General features: G+C 58.3%; 24 protein-coding genes and 3 tRNA genes. 11 read left to right on the forward strand and 16 right to left on the reverse strand.

Annotated features, from left to right (window positions below):
• Window positions 1-7 precede the first annotated feature (7 nt).
• Window positions 8-604, forward strand: coding sequence for a class I SAM-dependent methyltransferase (locus QWU43_RS06060; RefSeq protein WP_370915001.1), 597 nt, complete (start codon window positions 8-10; stop codon window positions 602-604).
• On the opposite strand, the gene QWU43_RS06065 is transcribed toward QWU43_RS06060, so the two are convergent.
• On the reverse strand, window positions 597-1,718 hold the full coding sequence (locus tag QWU43_RS06065) for an isochorismate synthase MenF (protein WP_370915000.1): 1,122 nt from the start codon (window positions 1,716-1,718) through the stop codon (window positions 597-599). The genes QWU43_RS06060 and QWU43_RS06065 overlap by 8 nt on opposite strands.
• Before the next feature lie 45 nt (window positions 1,719-1,763).
• Between QWU43_RS06065 and gltX the strand changes: the two genes are divergently transcribed.
• From gltX to QWU43_RS06080, 3 genes are all read left to right on the forward strand, one after another.
• On the forward strand, window positions 1,764-3,248 hold the full coding sequence (gene gltX, locus QWU43_RS06070) for a glutamate--tRNA ligase (RefSeq protein ID WP_370914999.1): 1,485 nt from the start codon (window positions 1,764-1,766) through the stop codon (window positions 3,246-3,248).
• A gap of 157 nt (window positions 3,249-3,405) precedes the next feature.
• Window positions 3,406-3,477 (forward strand) — tRNA-Gln (locus tag QWU43_RS06075).
• Window positions 3,478-3,505: 28 nt separating this feature from the next.
• Window positions 3,506-3,578: transfer RNA gene (locus tag QWU43_RS06080), tRNA-Glu, on the forward strand.
• Window positions 3,579-3,774: 196 nt separating this feature from the next.
• Here the strand turns inward: QWU43_RS06080 and QWU43_RS06085 are convergent.
• Window positions 3,775-3,966 carry a hypothetical protein gene (locus QWU43_RS06085; protein ID WP_370917384.1) on the reverse strand — a complete coding sequence of 64 codons (192 nt, stop codon included), beginning with the start codon at window positions 3,964-3,966 and terminating at the stop codon, window positions 3,775-3,777.
• A 463-nt stretch (window positions 3,967-4,429) separates the two neighbouring features.
• Here QWU43_RS06085 and QWU43_RS06090 point away from each other — a divergent pair, with 463 nt between their 5' ends.
• Both QWU43_RS06090 and QWU43_RS06095 read left to right on the forward strand, forming a co-directional pair.
• Window positions 4,430-5,191, forward strand: coding sequence for a histidine phosphatase family protein (locus QWU43_RS06090; RefSeq protein WP_370917385.1), 762 nt, complete (start codon window positions 4,430-4,432; stop codon window positions 5,189-5,191).
• A 184-nt stretch (window positions 5,192-5,375) separates the two neighbouring features.
• Complete coding sequence (locus tag QWU43_RS06095) at window positions 5,376-5,912, forward strand: VanZ family protein (RefSeq protein ID WP_370914996.1); 537 nt, start codon at window positions 5,376-5,378, stop codon at window positions 5,910-5,912.
• 627 nt (window positions 5,913-6,539) lie between these two features.
• Here QWU43_RS06095 and QWU43_RS06100 read toward each other — a convergent pair.
• From QWU43_RS06100 to QWU43_RS06110, 3 genes are read right to left on the reverse strand one after another with little or no spacing between them, the layout of a single operon-like run.
• On the reverse strand, window positions 6,540-7,298 hold the full coding sequence (locus tag QWU43_RS06100) for an ABC transporter permease (protein WP_370914994.1): 759 nt from the start codon (window positions 7,296-7,298) through the stop codon (window positions 6,540-6,542).
• A gap of 2 nt (window positions 7,299-7,300) precedes the next feature.
• Complete coding sequence (locus QWU43_RS06105; protein ID WP_370917386.1) at window positions 7,301-8,053, reverse strand: ABC transporter permease; 753 nt, start codon at window positions 8,051-8,053, stop codon at window positions 7,301-7,303.
• A complete protein-coding gene (locus QWU43_RS06110; RefSeq protein ID WP_370914992.1) occupies window positions 8,050-9,054 on the reverse strand; it encodes an ATP-binding cassette domain-containing protein in 1,005 nt (334 codons plus the stop codon). Before QWU43_RS06110 ends, QWU43_RS06105 begins: the two co-directional genes overlap by 4 nt.
• Before the next feature lie 197 nt (window positions 9,055-9,251).
• On the opposite strand from QWU43_RS06110, the gene QWU43_RS06115 reads away from it, so the two are divergent.
• A tRNA-Glu gene (locus QWU43_RS06115) sits at window positions 9,252-9,324 on the forward strand.
• A gap of 71 nt (window positions 9,325-9,395) precedes the next feature.
• On the opposite strand, the gene QWU43_RS06120 is transcribed toward QWU43_RS06115, so the two are convergent.
• From QWU43_RS06120 to QWU43_RS06130, 3 genes are all read right to left on the reverse strand, one after another.
• On the reverse strand, window positions 9,396-9,671 hold the full coding sequence (locus QWU43_RS06120) for a hypothetical protein (protein WP_370914991.1): 276 nt from the start codon (window positions 9,669-9,671) through the stop codon (window positions 9,396-9,398).
• 559 nt (window positions 9,672-10,230) lie between these two features.
• A complete protein-coding gene (locus QWU43_RS06125) occupies window positions 10,231-10,605 on the reverse strand; it encodes a hypothetical protein (RefSeq protein ID WP_370917387.1) in 375 nt (124 codons plus the stop codon).
• 718 nt (window positions 10,606-11,323) lie between these two features.
• Window positions 11,324-12,046, reverse strand: a complete 723-nt coding sequence (locus QWU43_RS06130) for an IclR family transcriptional regulator (protein ID WP_370914988.1) — start codon at window positions 12,044-12,046, stop codon at window positions 11,324-11,326.
• A 96-nt stretch (window positions 12,047-12,142) separates the two neighbouring features.
• Between QWU43_RS06130 and leuC the strand changes: the two genes are divergently transcribed.
• Window positions 12,143-13,627: a 3-isopropylmalate dehydratase large subunit gene (gene leuC, locus QWU43_RS06135; RefSeq protein ID WP_370914987.1), complete on the forward strand. Its 1,485-nt coding sequence runs from the start codon at window positions 12,143-12,145 to the stop codon at window positions 13,625-13,627.
• 17 nt (window positions 13,628-13,644) lie between these two features.
• On the forward strand, window positions 13,645-14,238 hold the full coding sequence (leuD, locus tag QWU43_RS06140; RefSeq protein ID WP_370914986.1) for a 3-isopropylmalate dehydratase small subunit: 594 nt from the start codon (window positions 13,645-13,647) through the stop codon (window positions 14,236-14,238).
• 27 nt (window positions 14,239-14,265) lie between these two features.
• On the opposite strand, the gene QWU43_RS06145 is transcribed toward leuD, so the two are convergent.
• The 6 genes from QWU43_RS06145 to QWU43_RS06170 all read right to left on the reverse strand — a co-directional run bounded on the left by QWU43_RS06145 (window position 14,266) and on the right by QWU43_RS06170 (window position 18,475).
• The gene (locus QWU43_RS06145; RefSeq protein ID WP_370914985.1) at window positions 14,266-14,529 is read right to left on the reverse strand and encodes a hypothetical protein; all 264 of its coding nucleotides are present in this window, start codon (window positions 14,527-14,529) and stop codon (window positions 14,266-14,268) included.
• A gap of 78 nt (window positions 14,530-14,607) precedes the next feature.
• Complete coding sequence (locus QWU43_RS06150; protein ID WP_370917388.1) at window positions 14,608-15,609, reverse strand: NUDIX domain-containing protein; 1,002 nt, start codon at window positions 15,607-15,609, stop codon at window positions 14,608-14,610.
• Between the two features lie 555 nt (window positions 15,610-16,164).
• On the reverse strand, window positions 16,165-17,424 hold the full coding sequence (locus QWU43_RS06155) for a sporulation-delaying protein SdpB family protein (RefSeq protein ID WP_370917389.1): 1,260 nt from the start codon (window positions 17,422-17,424) through the stop codon (window positions 16,165-16,167).
• A complete protein-coding gene (locus QWU43_RS06160) occupies window positions 17,417-17,917 on the reverse strand; it encodes an SdpA family antimicrobial peptide system protein (RefSeq protein ID WP_370917418.1) in 501 nt (166 codons plus the stop codon). The genes QWU43_RS06155 and QWU43_RS06160 overlap by 8 nt, the downstream gene beginning before the upstream one ends.
• A gap of 56 nt (window positions 17,918-17,973) precedes the next feature.
• Window positions 17,974-18,258, reverse strand: a complete 285-nt coding sequence (locus QWU43_RS06165) for a hypothetical protein (RefSeq protein WP_370914981.1) — start codon at window positions 18,256-18,258, stop codon at window positions 17,974-17,976.
• Window positions 18,233-18,475 (reverse strand): hypothetical protein, encoded by a 243-nt coding sequence (locus QWU43_RS06170; protein ID WP_370917390.1) that lies wholly within the window; start codon window positions 18,473-18,475, stop codon window positions 18,233-18,235. The genes QWU43_RS06165 and QWU43_RS06170 overlap by 26 nt, the downstream gene beginning before the upstream one ends.
• A 638-nt stretch (window positions 18,476-19,113) precedes the next feature.
• Here QWU43_RS06170 and QWU43_RS06175 point away from each other — a divergent pair.
• Together QWU43_RS06175 and QWU43_RS06180 are read left to right on the forward strand one after the other, a co-directional pair.
• A complete protein-coding gene (locus QWU43_RS06175; protein WP_370917391.1) occupies window positions 19,114-20,112 on the forward strand; it encodes an NAD(P)H-dependent glycerol-3-phosphate dehydrogenase in 999 nt (332 codons plus the stop codon).
• A gap of 44 nt (window positions 20,113-20,156) precedes the next feature.
• A complete protein-coding gene (locus tag QWU43_RS06180; protein WP_370917392.1) occupies window positions 20,157-21,281 on the forward strand; it encodes a D-alanine--D-alanine ligase family protein in 1,125 nt (374 codons plus the stop codon).
• A gap of 1 nt (window position 21,282) precedes the next feature.
• On the opposite strand, the gene QWU43_RS06185 is transcribed toward QWU43_RS06180, so the two are convergent.
• On the reverse strand, window positions 21,283-22,269 hold the full coding sequence (locus QWU43_RS06185; protein WP_370917393.1) for a hypothetical protein: 987 nt from the start codon (window positions 22,267-22,269) through the stop codon (window positions 21,283-21,285).
• A gap of 62 nt (window positions 22,270-22,331) precedes the next feature.
• Window positions 22,332-23,303 (reverse strand): DUF3515 domain-containing protein, encoded by a 972-nt coding sequence (locus tag QWU43_RS06190; RefSeq protein WP_370917394.1) that lies wholly within the window; start codon window positions 23,301-23,303, stop codon window positions 22,332-22,334.
• Window positions 23,304-23,354 lie beyond the last annotated feature (51 nt).

Consider the following 23,354-nt stretch of genomic DNA (forward strand, 5'->3'; position numbering starts at 1 on the left):
GATCACGATGGCAGATCATCCCAATGCCGCCTCCGGTGAGGAACATCTCTACGTTGGCCGTGCCCGGCGTTGGAGTGGCCGTCCTAACTATGCCTTGACCCATCTCGCTGCTGGCCTGCGCCCCGGAACCGCTCTCGACGTGGGCTGTGGTGAGGGTGCGGACTGTGTGTGGTTAGCGGAGAATGGGTGGCGGGTCACGGGGGTCGACATCGTCGCCACCGCTACCCGCAGAGCCGCAGCGGCGGCAGCATCCGCCGGGGTGGACATCGAGGTGATCACCGGTGGCATGCGTTCAGTTACCGGGCGAACCTTCGATCTGGTGACCTGTTGCTACGTTCCGCTGAGGCGTGGAACGGCAGCACTGGACAAGCTCCTGGCACTCGTCGCACCGGGTGGAACCCTGATCGTGGTACACCATACCGACGCCTCAGCGCAGGCGGCCCGATTGCGCGTCGACGTTGAGGAGCTCATTCGGCCCCTGGAGATAGCGGAACTTCTCGATGACTGCTGCTTCTCGGTTGAGGAATGCGGAACCGTCCCGGGCGGTAACGCGCGCCCCGACAACCCGGACCAGGTGCTCAAGGCACGGAGGGTGCTCAGATGATTCCTAGGGCACGGAGCACCGTCCGCAGTTTCGCGCTGGTCTCCTCCAATTCTGACTCCGGATCGGAGTCACCGACGATGCCTCCGCCCGCCCATGCGTGGGCAGACATCCCATCCGCAGAGACTTCGGCACACCTGATGGACACTACGTATTCGCCGTCTCCTGTCGAATCGCACCATCCGACGGCCCCGGCGTAGAACCCTCGATCGGGTTCTGCCGCACTAATCACAGCTTGGGCTGCTTCAGTGGGGGTTCCGCAGACGGCAGGCGTCGGATGCACAGTGAGAGCGAGTTCGAGTGCTGTTGTACGGCTGTCTTTCAGCCTCCCGTTGATCGGTGTCGCCAGGTGCCACATCTCATTTGTGCGGGTCAATTCCGGGCGAACCGGAACATCAAGCGAAGAACACAGGGGCGACAACGCCGCGGTGAGTGCGTCAACGACGAAGCGGTGCTCCGCGAGGTCTTTGGTGGAGGTCCGGAGTTGTTGACCCACGAGGCAATCCCGGTCGCGGTCCCGAAGCCGGGCTGCTGACCCGGCCAGCGGGTAGGCGCTTACTGTGGACCCGCACCTCCGGACCAGTACTTCGGGTGATGAGCCGACGAGTGTCCTACCTGTGAAATGGCCTCCGGCGGGGGAGAGATCAGCGATGAAACCGTCACGGTTGGCGGAATGGTCGATGAGTCTCGCCGCCACCAGGAGCGGATCGACGGGGGGATCGAAGGCGATGTTGACCGCCCTGGCCAGCACGACCTTCTCCAACGGGGTGCGGGCGATGGTTCGGACCGCCGCCGACACACGGGACAGGTGGGTCTTCTCGTCCGGGTCGAGGCCGACGAGGCGGGCATTCAATTCGCTACCCGGGCCGAAACGGTAGTAAGCGTGGGGTTCCAGCGGTGAGTCTGAGCGGACGACCGTTTCCGGGACTGTCAGTGCACACGGAGCCTCCGGATCAAAGGGTAGTGCGCCGACGATCATGTCGTGGCGTCCCTTCCTCAGCGCAGTGACTGCATCCCACGGATCGTTGAAGGTGTCCTTTACCCCTTGGGTGCGTACCGAACCGTGCGCCCGGGAGAGAAGGAAGTCAGGGGCGGTCACGGGACGTGAATGGGGCATGTGGAAACAGTCTACCCAGGGTTCTCTGGACTACCATGGAGAACCATGTCTGATGTACGCGTTCGATTCTGCCCATCGCCCACCGGGACCCCTCACGTCGGTATGGTTCGCACCGCCCTGTTCAACTGGGCGCACGCCCGTCACACCGGCGGGAAACTGGTCTTCCGGATTGAGGATACCGACGCTGCCCGCGACTCAGAGGAGTCGTATCGGGCTATCATCGATTCCCTCGAATGGCTTGGTCTCGGTTGGGATGAGGGGGTTGTCGTCGGTGGCCCTCACGAGCCCTACCGGCAGAGCCTCCGGATGGACATCTACCTCGATGTCCTGAGGAAACTGAAGGAAGCCGGGGAGATCTACCCCGCGTACTCCACCGCCGAGGAAGTCGAGGAACGCCATCGTGTTGCCGGGCGCGATCCGAAACTCGGCTACGACAACTTCGACCGGGACCTCACCGAGGAACAAATCGCCGCTTTCGAGGCCGAAGGCCGTAAGCCGGTCTGGCGCCTGCGGATGCCTGATCAGGACTGGTCCTGGAACGACCTGGTGCGCGGTGAAATCGAGTTCAAGGGGGCGACTCAGCCGGACTTCGTCGTCGCCCGCTCCAACGGTGCACCGCTCTACACGCTGGTCAACCCCGTCGATGATGCGCTCATGGGCATCACCCACGTCCTGCGGGGCGAGGACCTTCTTCCCTCGACCCCACGTCAGCTCGCGCTGTACGCCGCTCTTGAACGTATAGGCATAGCCGATCGCACCCCCGAGTTCGGTCACCTTCCCTTCGTGATGGGGGAGGGCAACAAGAAGCTGTCCAAGCGCGATCCGCAGTCCAACCTCTTCAACCACCGGGACGCGGGCATCATCCCCGAGGGGATGCTCAACTACCTCGCCCTGCTCGGCTGGTCGCTGTCCAAAGACCAGGATATTTTCAGCGTCGAGGATCTCGTCGCCAACTTCGATGTCACCGATGTGCTTGCCAATCCGGCCCGATTCGATCAGAAGAAGCTGGAGGCGATCAACGCTGACCACATCCGACTGCTGGAACCCGAGGATTTCCGCGACCGTCTGCGCCGCTACCTTGAGGAGTACAAGGGCTTCCCTTCGGATTACCCGGCCGACAAGTTCGCCTTCGCCGCCGAGCAGGTGCAGACCCGCATCAAAACCCTCGGTGATGCCTGGGATCTGCTCGAGTTCCTCGTCGTCTCCGACGATGACCTTGAGCTGGACGAGAAGGCCGCGCGGAAGAACCTCAAGGATGATGCGGTCGCTCCGCTCAACGCCGCCATCAGTGCCCTCGACGCCGTCGAGGATTGGACGACCCCAGTCATCGAGAAGTCACTACAGAAGGCACTGATCGAAGAACTCGAGCTCAAACCACGTAAAGCGTTCACCCCGTTGCGCGTCGCGGTGTCCGGGCGCCAGGTATCCCCGCCGCTGTTCGAGTCGATGGAGCTTCTCGGAAAGGACTCCACACTGGCGCGGCTGCGTGCCGCCCGGGCGATCACCCCGGTGACCCCGGCCAGTCAGTGATGAGATAGGTGAGTCTCCCCGGTGCCCTCGCCGGGGCCGGCCGAAGTAATCTGCCGTCCACCTGCAGATTTGTCCGTAGTCGAGAAATAAGGTTATAGTGTTCCTCGTTGCACAGCGCATCGGTTGGTGATAAGCCGACCGGTTGCTTGTGAAACGATGGCCTATGGTGTAATTGGCAACACAGCGGTTTCTGGTACCGTCGTTCTAGGTTCGAGTCCTGGTAGGCCAGCAGCGGAGATGATTTCCGCGTCCTTTAAGCCCCGTTCGTCTAGCGGCCTAGGACGCCGCCCTCTCACGGCGGTAGCACGGGTTCAAATCCCGTACGGGGTACAAATGAAAAATAATCCCCACACTTCGTTGAGGTGTGGGGATTATTTGTATTCTCGGAACGCTGTTCCCCGAATGGTTCCCGATGCGTCAGTTGGCTGCGTAGGATCTGACGCCGGTGAGAGAAATGTGTGTATCGGTATCTGGGGTGGTGCAGTTATTGGACGCCCGCCCGCCCCGGCTGCAGTGATAGCGGTCCTTACGGAATGGCATATTCCGCGATGGTGACCATCATGTCATCAACGTTTTCCGCGGACTGCGGCACGGCCCCACCTTGACCGGAATCATGATCAGTTTGTATGCCGCGGGTATGTGCATATTTATAACGCTGTTCGGTATCGCTGCGGATCGATTGGGATCGTTCATTTACCATCTTGGCGGGATTCTGCATGATCATCGTCTGCCATCGGTTACGCATCATCAGGTATGACCAATCATATTGGCCAGAATATTGACTCTGACGATTGTCGCACTGGTAGTCGCGTTCACCTGTATGTAGCTGTTTCGGTGGCATTGTGTGGCGTTCGCGGTGACGGCGTTGGAAATGATGTTAGAACAAACATGTCTCTTCTTTTCTGGTCCCGGTTGTTTCTCTGAGAGGGGTTAGTGATGTATCTCTCTACAGTGCGAGAGACAGATCACTGTTAGCGGATTGCTAACCTGGCCATGTGTAGCATTAACGCTGTATAAAGGCAGTTTTAGTGCGTAATGGACGGTCGTTTTCATAGGTCGGACGAGGTTGGCCCCGCCCATTGTTCTGGTGGGAGATGGCCGAATGGGTCGACAATCTGTGCAAAAATGAAGAGGATAGGATATGCTAAATAAGCATTCGCCAAATCAAGGAGTATAAAAGCATGAAGATTTCTAAGATCCGTCGTATCGGCCTCGTCGCCACCGCCAGCATCATGGTCGTGGCCGGTTCGCTGTCGGGCTGTAGTTCCGACAAAGCCGAAGAGAAGGTTGCGGAAGCTACCTCTGCGGCAGCATCTGCCATAGATGAGGCCAAGGAGTCCTCGACGGCGACCAGTACCGAAGCCGAGAGTGACGACGATTCTGATACGTTCGAGAACGTTGTTCCGGCCGAGGAAATCGTCAAGGATCTGAAAGACGGCGGGTACGTCATCTTCATCCGGCACGGTCACACTGCCAAGGATTATGCCGATCAGGCAGATCCCAACATGAAGCTCGATGACTGCTCCACGCAGCGTCAGCTCGATGAACTGGGCAAGAAGCAGGCCAAGGAAATCGGCGAAGCCTTCGAGAAGCTCGAGATCCCGGTCGGCGACGTCGTCTCCAGTGAATACTGCCGTGCGTACAACACCGCCGATCTCGCGTTCGGTCGTTACGAGAAGACCTCGAAGCTGAACTTCGAGCCTGCCGAGGAATACACCGACGCTCAGATCGAAACGATGAAGAACAACATCACCCCATTCCTCGAGACGAAGCCCGAAGACGGCAAGAACAACGTCATCGTCGGCCACGACGACGTCTTCGATGCGGCCACTGGCATCTACCCGGAGCCGCAGGGCACTGCGTACATCGTCAAGCCCGAGGGTGATGGCTTCAAGGTTTTGACCCGCATCACCGCTGAAGAGTGGACTGAACTCGCGATGTAATCGTGAGTGGCGGCACAACGTGACGCTGTAGCTCCGGTCCGGTGGGGCATCCGATAAGGGTGTTTCACCGGATTTTTGTGTGAGGTCATTCGTGGCGTGGATCGCTCACCGGGGATGAAGTTCCGCATGGTGTTAGCATTTCCTGGTCAGTGGTCTCCGGCTCGGAAGGAAAATCGTGCAGATAGTGCGACGGAAGCAGGCGGCCGCGCTGGTGGCTCTCATCATCTACAGCGGAGTCATGGTTTCTTTGACCATGCTGAAGGCATTTTTTGTCATCGGGCTGCTGTGGCGGCCGGAAAATCAGCGTGTCCGTTCACTGGAATTCATGCCGTTCGCGGAGGTATTCAGGGGTACAAGTTGGTTCGCGCCAGTATTCGATGGGGTCGGTAATATCGCGTTCTTCGTCCCTTTCGGTGTGCTCCTGTACATACTAATCGGGGATCATCACCATGCACTTCGGAGGGTTACCCTGGTCGGTGTGGCAGTCAGTCTGTGCATCGAGATAGTGCAGTACGTCCTCGTCCTCGGGCACTCGGACGTCACTGATCTGCTTTTCAACACACTGGGGGCGTTTCTCGGGGCCTCGTTCGCCCGGCTCTGTGGCCCGCGGTTCCACGGTTTATGGATCACACTCGCGTTTCTCCTTGGCGCGGTGTTCATCGTGCTTGTTGGATTCGGCGAACATCTCGGGGACGCAGACAAAGTCATCGAACTGCGGTGATCTGAGCGGGTTAGCGTGAAGCGGGAGAGTTTCTCGACTGACTCGCCAGAGTCAGTCGCCCGGATGCCGGCGCAGAACGTCAGCGAGACACTGGCGCCGGCGCCGAGGAACACGGCACCGACCCCCGATTGGCCCGTGGTGTCCGTCGCGGCCGCGATGCAGAACGCGGTGACCAGCCCCGCGGTCACCCCGATCGCGGTGCTGAACCCGCCGAGCTTTCGCCACGCGGACAATCGGGCAGCCAAAAACCAGAGAACACCGACCGTGAGGGCGCAGGCCGCGATCTGCCAGGAGGGGAAGTTGGTCGGTGGCGGGAACCCGGGCGCCGTGAAGTCTCCGTGGTCGTCCGCCGACCAGCTCAACCAGCCGACGGCCGCAAAGATCCCGGAGAAGAATCCAAGGAGGCCCGTCATCCAGAGACCAGCTCCGGATGCGGAACGGTCATCGGGGAACCGCCATGCGAGAATCGCGAGAATCCCGCCCCACACGGCCGAGGGGACGACCGCGAAGATGAACGTGATCCAGAGGAAATGGGAGAAAGGGTATGCGGACATGGCACCGAGGGTAGCAACGGAAACTTCGTCGGGGGACCGCAGAATGCACATCCAGGTGGGGAATGGAACAGCGTTAGCAATTCTTTCGGGAGACCCGGAGCGCCCCCCACGCGAACAGAATGAGAGCACCACTGAACCAGATGAGGCAGAACAACAGGGAATCACCGACACCCGTTCCATCATTCAGTCCGGTAGCTGTGCGGACGGCGTGACTGACGGGTGAGTTCACCGCTAGAGGGCGGACGACCTCGACGAATCTGTCTGCGGGCATGAGACCCTCGTTGAAGAACTGCAGGATCATGATTATCGGGGCAACCGCCATCGCCGATTCCGGTGTCGTGAATGCTGAACCGATCAGTGCTGACAGAGATCCCGCTGCAAGGCCGCAAAACACGATGAAGAGGGCGAGCCACAACCAGGCTTCGGTGGTGTGGATCCGCAGTCCGCAGAGTAATCCGACCACGACCACAAGGAGACCGCCGACGATCATCCGGCAGGTGCTGAAAACCAGGCTTCCGGTCATGAAGGCTCGGGTCCCGGATGGGGTGGTGGCGAATCGGGCTGCCAATCCGAGCCGTTTCTCTCGGATCATCTCTGCGGAGGTGGAGATCGTCAACATGAACTCCACGGCAAAGATCATCATGATCGTCAATGGGAGGAGGTCGAGTTCGTTGTCAGGGCTGACAGCGCGGATGAGGTCCCCGAACATGGCCCGAGTGATAAGCATCATGAAAACCGGCACGCAGAGAGTGCCAACGACAGCGGATGGTGTTCGGCGCCAGCCGAGGGAAAGACGATGGACATGCGCGAAGATGGGGGAAATGGTCGTCATGGTCACTTACGCTCCTTGGAGAAAGCCGCAGAGAAACCGATGATCGCGAGAATCGCGAGGACGACCAGCCAGACAGCCGCCTCGATGGTCGTCCCGCGATCAAGGTCGGAACCGGTCATGATTACGCGGACACTATCGAGGATCGGAGATAGTGGCATGTGAGTGATGAAGGGTCGGACACTGGAGGAAAGCGCTTCCGCCGGGATGAATGCCGTGGAGAAGATAATGAATGGCATGACCAGTGACTGGATCAGCAGCGCTGTGGACGTCGGTTTGCGCCCGAGCAGACTCAGCCCGCAGAATCCGGCGCAGAAAGCGAGCGTGAGCAAGAGGAAAATGAGGAACACTACGCCGATCCGCCACACTCCGTCATCCACGCCCGCGCCCAGAAACGCCGCGACAGCGGTGACGATGCCACCGGAGATGATCGCTCGGGTGGTGTCGGCCAAGAGTCTTCCGGTGACGATCTGGCTTGGGTGGATCGACATCGTCGCCAGTCGTGCGTGGATTCCGTTTTCATGGTCGAGTGCCACCTCAAGCGCGGAGCCACCGGCAGTGAAGATGATCACCTGCATCACCGCCGCCGGAAAGAGGAAAGTCGCGTAGTCGATCCCGAAGATAGCGGTGGCATCAGAAAACACGCTGTAGAAGCACACGAGAAAGATACCGGGTATGAATGTCGCTGAGATCACCGCCGCACGGTTTCGGAAGATGCGCACGACCCCTCTGGCCCATAGGGCGGTGATGGTATTCATCGGTTGCTCCTGTCTGTCCCGCGGGACGGCGCAGTGCCCGAACGGGCCAGTGCGAAGTAGACGTCATCCAACGATGGGGGAGTCATTCCCACGTCCGTGATGGTGAGTCCTGCGGAATCAATCGCTTGGAGCAGCGGATTGAGTTCAGTGAAACCCCCGCTCACAAGAAGTTTGACGACGGTGTCATTCACCACGAGATCGTTGTCCTCATCGGTGTAACCCCGGGCGATCAACAGTTGTCCTGCGGTGGCTGCTGAGCTGTGGTCGGGGAAGGCAACGGAACACCGGTGGCGTCCGTACTCCGATTTGAGATTGTGTGGGGTGTCGACGGCGACGATCCGGCCCCCCTTGAGTAACGCGACCCGGTCCGCCAGACGATCTGCCTCCTCCAGATATTGGGTTGTCAATAGAATCGACATCCCGTGATCACGGAGATCGAGAATCTGTGTCCACAGTGCCTCCCGAGATTCCGGGTCGAGTCCCGTTGATGGTTCGTCGAGGAACAGAAGCGCTGGTGGTACGACGAGTGACGCGGCGATGTCGAGGCGGCGACGCATCCCTCCCGAATAATCGGACAGGCGCTTGTTCGCGGCGTCACTCAGGTTGAATTCGTCGAGCAACTCTACCGCGCGATCATGCGCTGATTTCCTGGACAGCCCCGCGAGGCGTCCGAAGAAGATCAGGTTCTCCATCCCGGTGAGCTCATGGTCGACAGCGGCGAACTGGCCCGTGAGTGATATGGCTTCTCGCACTCCGGCGCTGTCGGTCGCGAGATCGTGGCCGGCCACTTTCACTGAGCCGGAAGAGAACGGAATGAGTGTGCTCAGGACGTTGATCAACGTAGTCTTGCCGGCGCCGTTCGCACCGAGAACAGCGAGGATACCTCCGGAGGGGATCGTCAGGTCAACGTTCTGGAGAACCTCATTCTCGCCCCGTAAGCAGCGGAGTTCCCTGACCTCGAGAATATCCTGATGTGGGTAAAGGTGGGGGGAGCTAGTCATCTGTCTCCTTAAATTAGTCTACCCTAAAATAATCGTAAACATAATTTAGCATTTTGGTTGAGGTTGTGTAAAGGTCTTGATGTCTGCCCCGGGGTTTTGGTGGCGGGACGGTGTTTGGGGATGTCAAAATTAGTCTTGTACAGGCGATTTGGTTCATCTGGTCTGGTCGCATAGAGTAGGGTGGGTCCACGAGGCACGCCCCGTTCGTCTAGGGGCCTAGGACGCCGCCCTCTCACGGCGGTAACACGGGTTCAAATCCCGTACGGGGTACAAAAAGTGGCAGAGATCCGTAAAGGGTCTCTGCCACTTCTTTTTTGATCTTCCCGAGCCGGAATCCAGAATTACTGATTGATGGTTGTTGGCCCAGGTGCTAGATAGAGTGCTTCGTAGTAGGTGCGTAGTTTTTGTGCTATCAGTGTGTGGCGGAAAATGAGAAATTTTGCGTAGCTGTTGGCATCCATGTCAAGTACTGATTTCGGAATATAGTTTTGGCAGAGATTTTCGATAATCTTATTATGGTCAATAATCGCTCCGTGTATGGGTTTTCCTTCACGTATCTGTTTCTTTATTTCTCCGAAGTACTCTTGCGGTGAGGCGTCATTGATGCGTATATTCACCCAGGTTTCTGTGTAGACGTAATTTGCTATCTGCTTGATATTCTGATCGGAGAATCCCTGTTTTTTAGGTAGTTTCTCGGGAAGATGTGGTGAATGTCGCCGCGCTGCTCCAGTATGCTACGTATGTCGGTGTCTGAGGATAAAAATCTTTTGTCGCCATTTCTTACCTGGGCGGCCCAGAATGTTTTGAGAATCGGGTTCTGGACCAATGTTTTCTCCATTCTCTGGAGTATTCCGACATTCCAGAATGCGTTGGATAACTGTGCCTTTTCGATTCCGTCCAACACCGTTTCTGTACCCCGCTGTGCAATGGTGCGTAGATCGGCGTTCATGGTGGTTTCTGGAGAGTTGGTATAGCGTCCGGTCAGGAGACTTGAGACGAACCATCGTCAAATGATGGGTTGAATCTTGTTCATCTCCACATCGGAGTCTCGGAGGATGAGATTTCATGTGTATGAAAAATTTAGCGCAGTCTTTGATGTAATCATCGATGGAGTGATGAATCCTGTTGAGCGGATTATCATCAAGAACTGTTTGAAGTTGTGTTCGTTGACGAAGCTCAAAATTCCATGTTCAAGCTTTTTGAATGACTCTCTTCGATGTCCTTTTCGATACTTCGTGTCTCAAAGTTTCTTCCGGAGAGGAGGTTTGCCGGTTCAGTTACCTTTCCTCGTTCGAACTCTTTCATAAAAGCAACCCTGGTTATATCTGCATATGACGGAATGTATAATTGGTCATTTTCGTGCCTGGGCCACTCTATTTTTGACAAGTAGACACTGTCGGTGAATTCTTTATCATTAGCTACGATGGTGCAGTAAAAGTTTAGGTTCTCAGAGAGGTGGAAGAAGTAATCTATTAGCTTTCGGAGCATGGCTACGAACTGTCCGTAGGGGGCGATTTTGGACATCACAAAATCTACCGGTCCGAGCACCATGACTTTGGAGTTTATTTGGATAAATATTTCGGTAACGGTTTCAATGTCGAGTTCTCCCTCTAGCTCGACAACACCTACCGGACTATTTTTATATCGCGCAGATATTCGATATTCTCCTGTGTCAAGTATTCATCGGCATGTGGGTTTCGTCTTAGATAATCTCGGCAGGGGAAAATATTCTCGATTTTTCTGACAGAATTGTTGATATATTTTCGATTCACTCTTTGTTTTTTGCGATAGCTGGAGTGTGTGTCGCAAACTATCCGGTCAGTGGATTGAATGAGATTCGGATTTGAGTTTCACTGTAATCTTTCTTTACTACCGGGTGTCCGACAATGGCGGCGGTAAGATCCGTTATTCGTTGCCGACCGTCGATGATAACCTTACGGTCGGCGGAAATTTTCCCGTCTTTGGCGCCTACATCGGGGTTGTGTCATGTGATGATGTAACCGATGGGATAGCCTTTATAGAGTGAGTCGAGTAGATCACGAACTTTGTGGTTGGTCAGACGAATGGCCGTTTAATCTCTGGGATGGATATTTCTCCGGTGCGGACCCAGGTGAGGAGAGTTCCGATGGTTTGGTTATTGACGGTGTGTTTTTGCGCTCTGTTTTCCTCATGAGGGTGATAGTGGATGCAGGGAGCGGCATGGTTAATCTGCGGAGGAACCTATCAGGGTGGGGGTCCTTGGCAGCGGTTGTGTTTGGATGATCGGTATCTACAGCATTGCCGACAAGTCGCGTGCTGCCCGACTGAGCTCCATGCCCCATTTTTGTCCTGGGTGTGGGCGGAGGCGTTCCGCAGGTCCTGAGACGGACAAGGCCGCGACCATTGCGGCGTCTTCGAATACTGGTGCGCTGAGAGAAGCGAGCCCCGCCTCACGTTCACTGACTGACTCCGCGTATCCCAGGCGACGCACGCGTTCGAGGTCATCGGTGGTAAACGCGGCCTCGGGGAGGATGATTCCGCGGAGTTGCGGGGAGGCGTAGGCCATGAAGACACGGGCTGCAGAACCGGCCGTGAGCGGCATTCTGGAGCCCACCGGGACCGTGTTCTGGAGTCCGGACGGGGGCTCGAGCGAGGCAATACAGGTTCGGGTGGTGCCGGTGAGCCGGTAAAGTTGGACAGATTCTCCGGTGGTCTCCATGAGGCCGCTCATTACGGGACGGGCGGCATCGATGAGCTTATCGGAGGCATGTGCGCCGAGCGTGGTGAGTGTTCGCCCGATGGACCATTTGCCGTCGGTGGTGCGGGTCAGCATGTTGTGGACCTCGAGGGCTGTGGCGAGCCGATGTGCTGTGGCCCTGGGGAGACCTGTCGATTCGCAGAGTTCCGCCAGTGATCGAGGGTGTTCGGCGACAGTGCTGAGGATCAGGACTGCGCGGTCGAGGACCTTGATCCCGCTTCCTTCGGCACTGTCCGGTGCGTTATACTGTCCCATATTCTGATACTAACATCCCATGTTGTGGGAAGGCGAGGGGAAGTGTTGGAGCTTTCCGCGCCACCCACAGTTTTTCACGCACGGAGGTTCTCCGACATGACCGGCCCGAATGATGTCGCTGCCACCGCTGTTACGGTAGTCGGCCCACGCACCCTCGCGGAGAAGGTCTGGTCGGATCACATCGTGGCGAAAGGGGACGGTGATGATCCAGATCTGGTGTACATCGATCTGCACCTCCTACACGAGGTGACGTCTCCGCAGGCGTTCGACGGACTGCGGATTGCTGGGCGTAGGCTTCGTCGACCGGACCTCACGCTCGCGACCGAAGACCACAACGTGCCTACCGCAGGTATTACGACTGGTGCGGTCATCGAGATCGCGGATCTCATCTCCCGTACCCAGGTCGACACCCTGCGGAAAAACTGTGAGGAGTTCGGTGTCCCCATTTTTCCCATGGGGACTAGAGAACAGGGGATCGTTCACGTCGCGGGTCCACAACTGGGTTTGACACAGCCCGGTATGACCGTTGTCTGCGGGGACAGTCATACCGCGACCCACGGGGCGTTCGGGGCGATTGCCTTCGGCATCGGTACCTCCGAGGTTGAGCATGTCATGGCCACCCAGACGCTGTCGCTCCGTCCATTCAAAACCATGGCCGTCAACGTCTCGGGAACGCTCCGGGACGATGTCACTGCCAAGGACCTAATTCTCGCTATCATTGCCCAGATCGGAACAGGTGGCGGACAAGGGCACATCATTGAATACCGGGGTGAGGCCATCGAGAAACTCTCGATGGAAGCACGTATGACCGTGTGCAACATGTCTATCGAAGCTGGTGCACGGGCGGGCATGATCGCCCCTGACGAGGTCACCTTCGACTACCTTCGTGGGCGTCGACACGCACCGACGGGAGCGGACTGGGACGCTGCTGTCGACTACTGGCGTAGCCTTCGCACCGACGAGGGAGCTGAGTTTGACACCGTCATCGAGATCGACGGCTCTGCGTTGACCCCCTACGTCACCTGGGGTACCAACCCCGGCCAGGGGCTACCTCTCGATGGGTCTATTCCGTACCCGGAGGATTTCACCGACGAGACGGACCGCGCAGCGGCTGAGAAAGCCCTAACCTACATGGATCTTGTTCCGGGGACCCCGCTGCGCGAGATCTCCGTCGACACTGTGTTCGTCGGCTCGTGCACCAACGGCCGGATCGAGGACATGCGTGCGGTCGCTGCAGTTCTCAACGGTCGTCGCATCGCCGACGGGGTACGCATGCTCGTCGTCCCCGGTTCCGCCGCGGTGCGGGCGCAGGCCGAGGCTGAGGGACTTGACGCGATTATCCGCGCTGCGGGAGCCGACTGGCGCCAACCCGGCTGTTCCATGTGCCTGGCGATGAACCCGGATAAACTCCAGCCAGGCGAACGGGCGGCGTCGACATCGAACCGGAACTTTGAAGGCAGACAGGGGCCTGGTGGGCGAACTCACCTCGTATCCCCGCAGGTCGCCGCAGCTACCGCCGTGTCGGGGCATCTTGCCGCGCCGTCCGACCTCGAGCCCGTGCCCGCACTCGCGAGTGCCTGAGCGCCGCAGGAGAGAAAATGGAGAAGTTCACTGAATTTACAGGTGTCGGAGTTCCACTGAAACGTTCAAACGTAGACACGGACCAGATCCTGCCCGCCGTCTATCTTAAACGCGTCACCCGCACCGGATTCGAGGATGCGCTGTTCGAAGGCTGGCGGAAAGACCCCGAGTTCGTGCTCAACCACGATGCGTTCCGCAACGGATCGATTCTCGTCGCGGGCTCCGACTTCGGGACCGGTTCCTCACGAGAACACGCCGTGTGGGCGCTCATCGACTACGGGTTCCGGGTCGTGTTCTCATCCAGGTTCGCCGACATCTTCCGTGGCAATGCTGGTAAATCCGGGCTGCTCGCCGCACAGATGGAACAGACCGACATCGATCTCCTGTGGAAACTGATGGACGCCGATCCAGGCATGGAACTCACCGTGGATCTCGTCGAACGCACCGTGACCGCCGGATCCCACGTCCTGCCTTTCTCCGTCGACGACTACACCCGCTGGCGGCTACTTGAAGGCCTGGACGACATCGGGTTGACCTTGCGGGACGAACCCGCGATCAGCCGCTTCGAAGCCGCGCGGCCGGCGTTCAAACCGGTGACCCGCCGGGCGTGACCTGGGGGTGCACTGCGGACCCGCCGCTCAGAGGTACGTGAAATCGTCGTCGTCCATTGCCTGCGCGAAGCGATGGATGCCAACGATCAGAACGACGATGACGATACACTGGATCACCTCGACGCGATGCTGCTCCGGGGTGGAGATCCAGACGCCGTAGAGGGTGCTGGCGACGAAGAACACGATAGCTGCCAGTGTCGTTCCGGTCAGTCGCGTCGGACGATCGATCCCGGGATGGAGCACCCCAAAATACGAGGCGAGTGACTGTTTGATCTTGAGGCCGATATCCATGGGGTCTCCTTGCGAACTGTGTAGCGGGGAGCTGCCGATGGTGGCCAATCAGCTGCCCCGCGGCGGGAAATGTACGCCCTATTTTAAGGGCAGGGGACTCACGAGGTAGTCCGCCCCGGTGAGCTCGCCGTCGGTGGTGAAGGTGAGAACCCACACCGAGGCCTTCTTCGCCTCCGGTTCATGCAAGGGCAGTCGCCCCTCGGCGGACAGCCACGCGACGACATCAGGAATCGTGAGTCCCTGGGAAATCACCACCGGGGTTCCACCACCGGAGATGACCTCCCGGAAGCGTTTCTTCGACTCCTTCATCGCGGTGATCCACCCCTCATCGCCCAGCAGCACATCGGACTCGATGTCGAGGCCGAGGTGCGCGGCGAGGGGCTCTGCCGTGGCGACGCAGCGGTCAGGTTTAGCCGAGTAGATGCGGTCGGGCCGGTAGGGGGCGAGTAACTCCGTCAGAGCAGTCGCCTGGCGGCGGCCCTTCTTGTCCAGTGGGCGGACGTCATCGTTGCCGGACCAGGTGCGGCGCGCGAAGGCGTGTGCGTGCCGAACCAGAAGAAGACGGGTGTCCACCGGGACCGCCAGCCGCTTGGCCGCCTTGTCCAGGACCTGCCGGTCGACGTCGTAGCTCAGCAGGCCGCGGGCCTGCGTTATCGGCAGCCAGCGGACCTCATCGACCTCATCGTTGGTGGTGAATTCCCCACCGGTGACCTTCGCGGTGAAGTAGTAAACGACCTTGGTTCGGTCGGCGACCGGGTAGGTCACTCGGCCGAGGAGTTTCCCCAACCGGACCTCGTAACCGGTTTCCTCAACGATCTCGCGGGCGGCGGTCTGAGGCAGGGACTCGCCCGGATCAACCTTTCCCTTGGCCAACGACCAGTCGTCGTAGCGCGGACGGTGGATGACCGCTACCTCGACGCTCTCCGGATCGGTGAACTCGCCGCGCCACAGCACAGCTCCGGAGGCGAGTGTGCAACGGCGGAACTCATCGGCGGGATGAGCCGGGATAGACTGATAACGCCCTGTCACATTCAGCGCATTACTGCGGTCCTTGTCGGACTCGCTCGATTTCTTTGCCATCTGGCTTCCACTCTCCTTGGCTGGTTTTACGGGTGCTGTCCTCATCATTGTCCATCCCGGAGTGTCGTGTGGGCGAAACCGGGGTGATGTAACCACGTTTACTGGAAGAAAACGGCACGTAGAAAGGCAGAAACCACCCGGTAGATCATCACCACAGGCGATCCCCTCTTGCAACGAGAAAGCCCCAGTAAACCCGCTCGGCCCACACCGTTTACTGTGTCCGGGCTCTTTTCGTGTGCATCTGGGTCAGTAAAGAAATAAAAGTCCCACCTACTATACGTAGTAGATGGGACAGCAGATACATTTACATCCAACGTAGTGCCGGGGTCACTCAAGCTTATGGGCCTCTATCTACCGGGAGGACACCGACGAAAGCAGTTATCTTGAGCGACACGGCAAGACTAAATGATCGAGAGGATGTTTCCGTCCCCACGACTGTTCGAATGGCGACTTCAGCCCCTCTTCCTTGGACGCGAGAATAAGATTTCCGGGCTCAACCAAGCGGCGAAGCGTTTGCTGCAGTGGTCTCCCGCCAGGCAATCGGTAGGTTGAAAACTACCCAGGATCCGAGCCACCACCAGAGATGACCTCAACTTTGAATGGAGACCCGTTCAGCAGGCCCAGGCGGGCGGAGATCATATCTCTCCTATCGTGGACCACTACCTCTGGACTGTGGCTCAGTAGCTTGTTCGTCAGCTTGTAGCGCATCCGTACTTCTACTGGTTCACCGATCTTCACAAGAGCGAGATCACCTCCCCAACGGCCTTGTGTGGACACCCCCCCGCAGCACACCACAGGACGAGTAAACGCCTGGTGGAATCTGAAAAGGGAGACGAAACGGTGCGGACGAATGTCGGCCTTGACCGCCACGAAATCATCCACGTCAGCGGAATCTGTTGATGTGGAGAGAACAGAAATATATGTGTAGCGATTAGGCGGTGTAATTATGGTTAGGCAGCAGCCAATCATAATAAGGGAAAAACTAACAAGACCCATATTAAATATAATACCGCCGTGCAGGATAACAACTAAGGTGAATGCAAATCGCCGCATATTAGCGGTGCCGATAACATTAATCGCAATCAACAATTCCAGTGCTATGGGCATCCATGTAGCCGCTGCTAAAAGCCAGCCATGCTCGAAAATTTCAGATCTCTCGAGAACCTGGAACCAATCACCAAATAAAGCATTCTTCTCGATATAGTAGAGAGCGGTTCCATTTGCCCAATCGGCAACGCCGAGCTTGGCAATCGCAGCATCAGCGTAAAGATAACACAACTGAACTCGCCCAAAAATGATCGCGGCCTGACTGACTCCCTGTAAAGGTTCCGGAATACGATCGACATCAAGGTTTGTGAGGTAGCAATTACGCCTGTTATCACTCAAGCTCACAACCGCAAGAAGGCCAACAAAAATAAGCGCTACAGATTCTCCGCCGTCTGGAAGAGTGACTGCAGTCGATATTGTGTAGGTAATGTAGAGATGTAGGATTCCGGTCCAACGCGGGTAGAAACCGCTTATAACCAGGATCAGCCCAAACGCAATCGCCACGTCAGCCAGGGTAAAATGCTCCTTACCAACCACGCAGTACAGACCGGCCTGATTCCAACTTTGACATCGCGGTCCGAACGGTTGCGGACCAACCTCCGCAAATCGCGCCTCTTGCGAGGTGAAGAGAATGAAGCTCAATTGTGCGACAGCGATGATTGCTCTGCCAATTGAAATGAACTTAGATTGAATATTCGCAGATCCAATTATAGCGTTGAGTTTTGCCGGTGATTCTTCTTTGATTATTGGCACATTTTGATCAGTCATCACATATCACTCGTACCTTTGCGGCCTTTTCGATCCTGTATTCATCTGTAGTTAGTGATCGATAAGACCAAGGGGTGATATGACTCAAGGTGATTATCACGTCTCTGCATATTGTTTGCAGTGATGAGGTGTTCCTAATTTCTTCAGGAGTTATTTTTTGCGCATCTTTGAGGCATGACGAGAAACTATCGACGCAGTCCCTCCATTTGTCGTCTGGTATCTGTGAGACAAGCTTAGCAATCTCAGGGCCTTGAGCGCGTTGATTCCGAGATATGCCAAAATAATTTGACGGACGGTTTTGAGGGGTTCGCATCAGGCTTTGGAGAGAATCACCGTCGACAACAATCAGTTCCGATGATTCGGGATCTTTGGTAAAGTATGCCCAGTTTTGCGGAGCGAAGGTGTACAAAAACCAGTGCAGACTGTCCTGTTGCCGTGAAGCTGCAGCGTTAGTGGGTATACCTGCAAATAAGCCTGCTATATTAAACGCCAGAAAAACAGCAAATGCGAGAAAAAAATGAGATTTTCTTAGTCATCTGCGACCTGATATCACTTTCTGAATTGTTCACAAAGTTGAGCAATGAAGAGGTTGCCGTCCAGCGTATTCGCCATCATGGGGAACTGATAACTGACAGCTCCGGGTACAATGTAAAGAACGAAGGCTACCTCAGTCGCTACAGCCATATTTGCATATACCGCAGCATTTAAAACAGCAGTACCATTGAGTTCAACATAGGCGTGAGTATCATGCCAGCCGTACGGTGTATATTGGTTCTCTCCTGATGTGTGGCTGTATTCCCTCTCGATCTCACGAAGAGCCTGTGCAGTGGTCACAATTGCTTGCTGCGTAAGATACGGGGTCTCCGCTCTGCAGTTTGAGCGAAACTTCATCATGGTAATCCGGGATTTTTTCGAGCAGTTTGTCGTAAACAAACGTAACTTGCTCTTCAGTAGGGTGAACCTGTTGAGGATTATTCGTCTGGAACAAGCGGGCAAGCTCAGGATTCATTTCAGCCGCTCTGCCAAAGCCAAAAACAGTCAACTCGGCCACTTCCCGGTCAGTGTAAAGGGGTTCGATGGCGCTCAGCCTGTCTTCAAGGCGCTGTGCACCAAGGGGCCGTTCTGTTGGAAATGGGTCTTGGTTTTTGGCGAGATTCTCGACAGTGCCTGCAAATCTTCTGGCTGGTCAGCGACGGCGGTCGGTGATCCCAAAAGAAGCAATGCGAGTGAGACAGTTAATCCTAGAGTACGTGTCATTGAAGGTTCCTCCGATTACACGACTTGTCTTCGTATCTAATCCTCAGGCCGGATAAGCCTTAAACCGGGCCGGGATGTTCAGAGTTTGGAGAGGCTTGGCCCCTTCACTTTTCGGAGCCTAATAAACAACTAAAATACATGCTAGCAAACGTGATTAACATTACAGACAGCCGTTATTGCCTTAGGGAACACAGTTCGCTTCGGCGAAATCTTTTCCCACTGGTTACCGGGTCAATATGAAAGGTGTCACGCGAAGCTGAGTCAAGTCAGATGCCTGCTGCAACGCAAAACCACGGGTCGGCCGCTTGAGGATTCCCGGATGTCCCCAGGGTGGGGGACCGGATCGTACGCGTTAGAATCGGGTGAGGGTTTTCTGGGAACCGTCGGCGGAGGGGTTCGCCGCACCGGACACCGAGGACGAGGAGAACGATCATGGTCAGAGTCGCAGTCATGGGCGCCGGTTCCTGGGGCACCACCCTCGCCAAGGTCTTCGCGGACGCCGGGAGTGCCGTCACACTCTGGGCCCGCCGCAGCGAGGTCGCCCGTACCATCCAGATCAGCCGAGAGAACACCGATTACCTCCCGGGGCTCGTCCTGCCGAGGGAGATCTGGGCGACGTCCGAGCCTGCCAAGGCACTGCAGGACGCTGACATCGTTGTGCTAGCGGTCCCGAGCCAGACGCTCCGGGAGAATCTTTCCGAATGGCGGGAACTCATTCCGGAGAAAGCGACCCTGCTGAGCCTGGCCAAGGGTATCGAGCGGGGCACGCACCTCCGGATGACGGAGGTGATCGCCGAGGTCGCCGGGGTTGATCCGGACCGTATCGCCGTTCTCTCGGGACCGAACCTCGCCCGCGAGATCGCCCTCGAACAGCCTGCGGCGACGGTCATAGCGTGCACCGACGAAAAGCGCGCGAAAGTGGTTCAGGCGGCACTCGCTGCACCCTACTTCCGCCCGTACACCAACGACGACGTCATCGGTTGTGAGATCGGCGGCGCGTGCAAGAACGTCATCGCCCTGGCTTGCGGAATGGCGACAGGGAAAGGATTGGGGGAGAACTCCCTCGCCTCGCTGATGACTCGGGGCCTCGCGGAGATCTCCAGGCTCGGTGAGGCCCTCGGAGCGGATGCGCGGACCTTCGCCGGTCTCGCCGGCATCGGTGACCTCATCGCGACCTGCTCCTCGCCACTGTCCAGGAACCGCTCCTTCGGAAAATGCCTCGGTAGAGGTGACTCCCTCGAGGATGCTGCCCGGGCAACCCACGGCCAGGTCGCCGAGGGTGTCATATCGTCCCAGTCCGTCTGGCAGCTCGCCCGCGAACATGGCGTCGAGATGCCGATCACCCAGGCGGTCGTTGGGGTGTGTCACGGCGGAATGGACGTGGACACCATGATCCGTGCGCTGATGGGACGTTCGAAGAAGGCGGAATAGGGCGGAAGAGGACACCGAGCAGGGCGCTCGGTACGATGACGGTCGTGACTTCACCCGTTGAACCCAGTACCGCCCCAGCATGGGGCAACCCCGGATCTGATCGCCGCATCCGCGTCGCGGTCGTCTACGGGGGCCGCAGCTCCGAGCACTCCGTGTCATGCGTGACCGGCGGCGCGATCATGTCCCACCTCGATCCGGAACGCTACGAGATCGTGCCGGTCGGAATAACCCGCGAGGGGGTGTGGACGATCGGCGAACCCGATCCTCGGGTGCTCACCATATCCGGGCGCAGCCTGCCGGAGGTGCAGTTGCGGGAACGTCTCCGGCTCTCCCTCGATCCGGAGTCCCGGGGGTGCCTGATGATCCTTGACGGGGAGCGTGCCGGACAGGTGCACGCCGAGGTGGACGTGATCTTCCCGGCACTGCACGGCCGGTTCGGCGAGGATGGAACCGTCCAGGGGATGTTCGAGCTCTCCGGGGTACCGTACGTGGGCTGCGGCGTTCTGGCGTCAGCGTGCTGCATGGACAAGGAGTACACGAAGAAGCTGCTTTCGGCGTCGGGTCTCGTCGTCGCACCGGAGATCATCCTCCGAGAACGCCGGGAGCTCGATCCCGATGAGCGGGCGAGGCTGGGGCTGCCTGTGTTCGTGAAACCCGCCCAGGGCGGTTCATCGATCGGGGTGTCCAGGGTGACGGACTGGGGTGACTTCGCGGCGGCCCTTGACACGGCATTCGCAGAGGACGATAAGGTCATCGTCGAATCCCAGATCACCGGCCCAGAGGTCGAGGTCGGTGTCCTGCAGTACCCGGACGGCCAACTGTTTGCCTCCGTTCCGGCACAGCTACAGGGGACTGAATCAGGAGACGAGGGTTTCTACGGCTTCGACACGAAGTACCTCGATGATGCGGTCACCCCGCAGATCCCGGCTCCACTGGATGAGCCGACGACGGAGGAGATCCGCCGGATGGCCGTCGCGGCGTTCCGCGCAGTGAACGCGGACGGTCTCGCCCGGGTCGATTTCTTCGCCACCCCCGACGGGCCAGTGATCAACGAGGTGAACACGTTGCCCGGATTCACCCAGATCTCCATGTATCCGCAGGTTCTTGCCGCATCAGGGGTCTCCTATAGTGAGCTTCTCGACATCCTGGTAGCTCGTGCACTGCACTGAATCAACAGATGTTTTCCGCGGGTACCGTGACGGTCCACAGTGAGCGCATCGCCGCCCCGCGTCTGGTCTTCGCTTCGAAGGCCTGCATCCCGAGATGGAGCGTGTGAATTCTGTTGTCCTGTGTCGCGCACCACTCCAGCGGTGCCCAGAACGCGAGGTGTGAATAAAGTGGACCAGCCGCTGAATCGTATGTTGGATCTGCCAGTCCCACGATGTCCACGGTCGCCTCATCTCCGACGTGACGTAGCACACTGAATCCCGTAACGGTACCGGCGGGGTCGGTCGCGGTGAACACCGTTGTCGATCTTGCCAGGAACTCATGCCGACGCCGGAGCAGTTCGAGCGCCCTGAGTTCTGTGATGGGGTGCCCGTGTGCTCGTTCCACCGCGTGGAACAGTGGCGCCAGGACATCAGGAGAGGGGGACGCCGGGTCTGTGCCGGGGGTGGCGGATATTCGGACAGGTCCTTTGGCGAACTCTGTGAGCTCAGAACGTACATCCTCCCGTCTTTCGCGGGACTGCAGTGCATCGGCGATATGTGCCTCGACGCCGCCGGGGGCAACACGGACCGTGCAGTCCGCGCCGGCGAGCCGAAGCTGGGAGGCACTGATCCCCAAGGCCCGGATGAGCCTCCCGGAATCGTCTCCCGGAAGGAATGGCCAGGACCAGGCCCCCCGGGAGTCTGGAAACATGTCGACGGCAGCGGATATCAGGTCCGCAATCCGCTCAGCCGAAGTACCGTCTGCAAGGAGCAGACGGGAGGTACATCCTCCCCGCCCACCGAAAACGAGACCTCGGGGATAGTGCGGTGGAGGTTCTGCGGGGCAGTAGTGGGCGATAAGAAAAGTTCCGGCTGCATCCGAGAAATACGCGGGCTCCATGGTGGGGTCATCCGAATCTACGAAGGCACACCACTCCGGGTTTGAATAGACGCCACCGTGGCGGTCGAAACCGGGGAGATCCGGTCGCCCGCTGTGGAGAATGGTCATTGTGGTCCTTCCTCGGAAACGGAACGGTGAAAAGCACGGAACAGCGAAGTCCGGCGCCGGGGTTACTGGGCGCCAGTTTTCCCGGGAATGTTGCGGGTGATGGCATCACCGATGACGACGATCGCGGTGTTCCCCGCAGTCTGTGGCATCGAGACGGCGACATTGGTGGTCCGCCCCAGGGCATACCAGACTCCCGCAGTGGTACCGTTCGCCAACCTGGGATCCTCGAACCAGGCGATGTCGTTGACCTGTTGTACCTGGACACCCGGTTCGTAGGACGGGGAGTCCGCGACGCCGCATCGGAGAACGACGGGTTCCACCCCCGGTGCGATCCACGCTGCTGATCCCGTTGGAAGGCCTGATGCTTTGATACCGGAATCGTCGAGCCGGGCGTATCCGGTATCCCCGGCCAGTCGCTCCGGAAGAGAGAGGAGCAGTTTGTCGCAGTCAGTGTCGGATGATCCCGGCGCGAGGTCTGCCAGCGGCGGCGGCGCGGCTTCTTGATTCCTGTGCGGCAGAGACCCGAGTACACCGGACAGTTCCGCGAGGGGATGATCAGTACCGCTGAGGGACTTGTCATCTGCGGTGACGGCGACAACGGGGGAGGTGTCCACGGAAAACCAGGTTCGCAGTGATGAACCGGTGGTTGCATCATCGACTCGGAACCAGTGGGTGCCGTCGACCTCTGTCGGCCTGGAGAGCGTCGTGTACTGCAGCGGTAGCGAGACTCCGCACCGGATGGTGATCCGCGTGGTGGAGTTGGAGCGCCAGGCCGCAGCACCCGGGGGAGCCGGTTCGGTGAGCTCCGCTCGGGGGTGTCCGAGGAGTTCGTCGGGCAGTGTGTCGGTGAGGCGTGCACACTCCGGGGAATCAGCCTCGGGTGAGTCGATCATGCTCATCGAGACAGGCTGGAGGGCGGCGCGCTGATAGACGATCCGGGCGCCGATAAGGGTGCCGATCACCAGTGCCACGGAGAGTCCGAGGGCAATGAACAGTGGAACACGGTTAAATGGAGTGGACTGCTCGGCGGTCATGGAACCCCATCCTAGCCGTCCGGTCGCCTCCAGCCCCTGCTCGTACCCACC

Origin of the sequence: Corynebacterium sp. CCM 9204 (assembly GCF_041357695.1) — a bacterium.
Lineage (GTDB): Bacteria > Actinomycetota > Actinomycetes > Mycobacteriales > Mycobacteriaceae > Corynebacterium.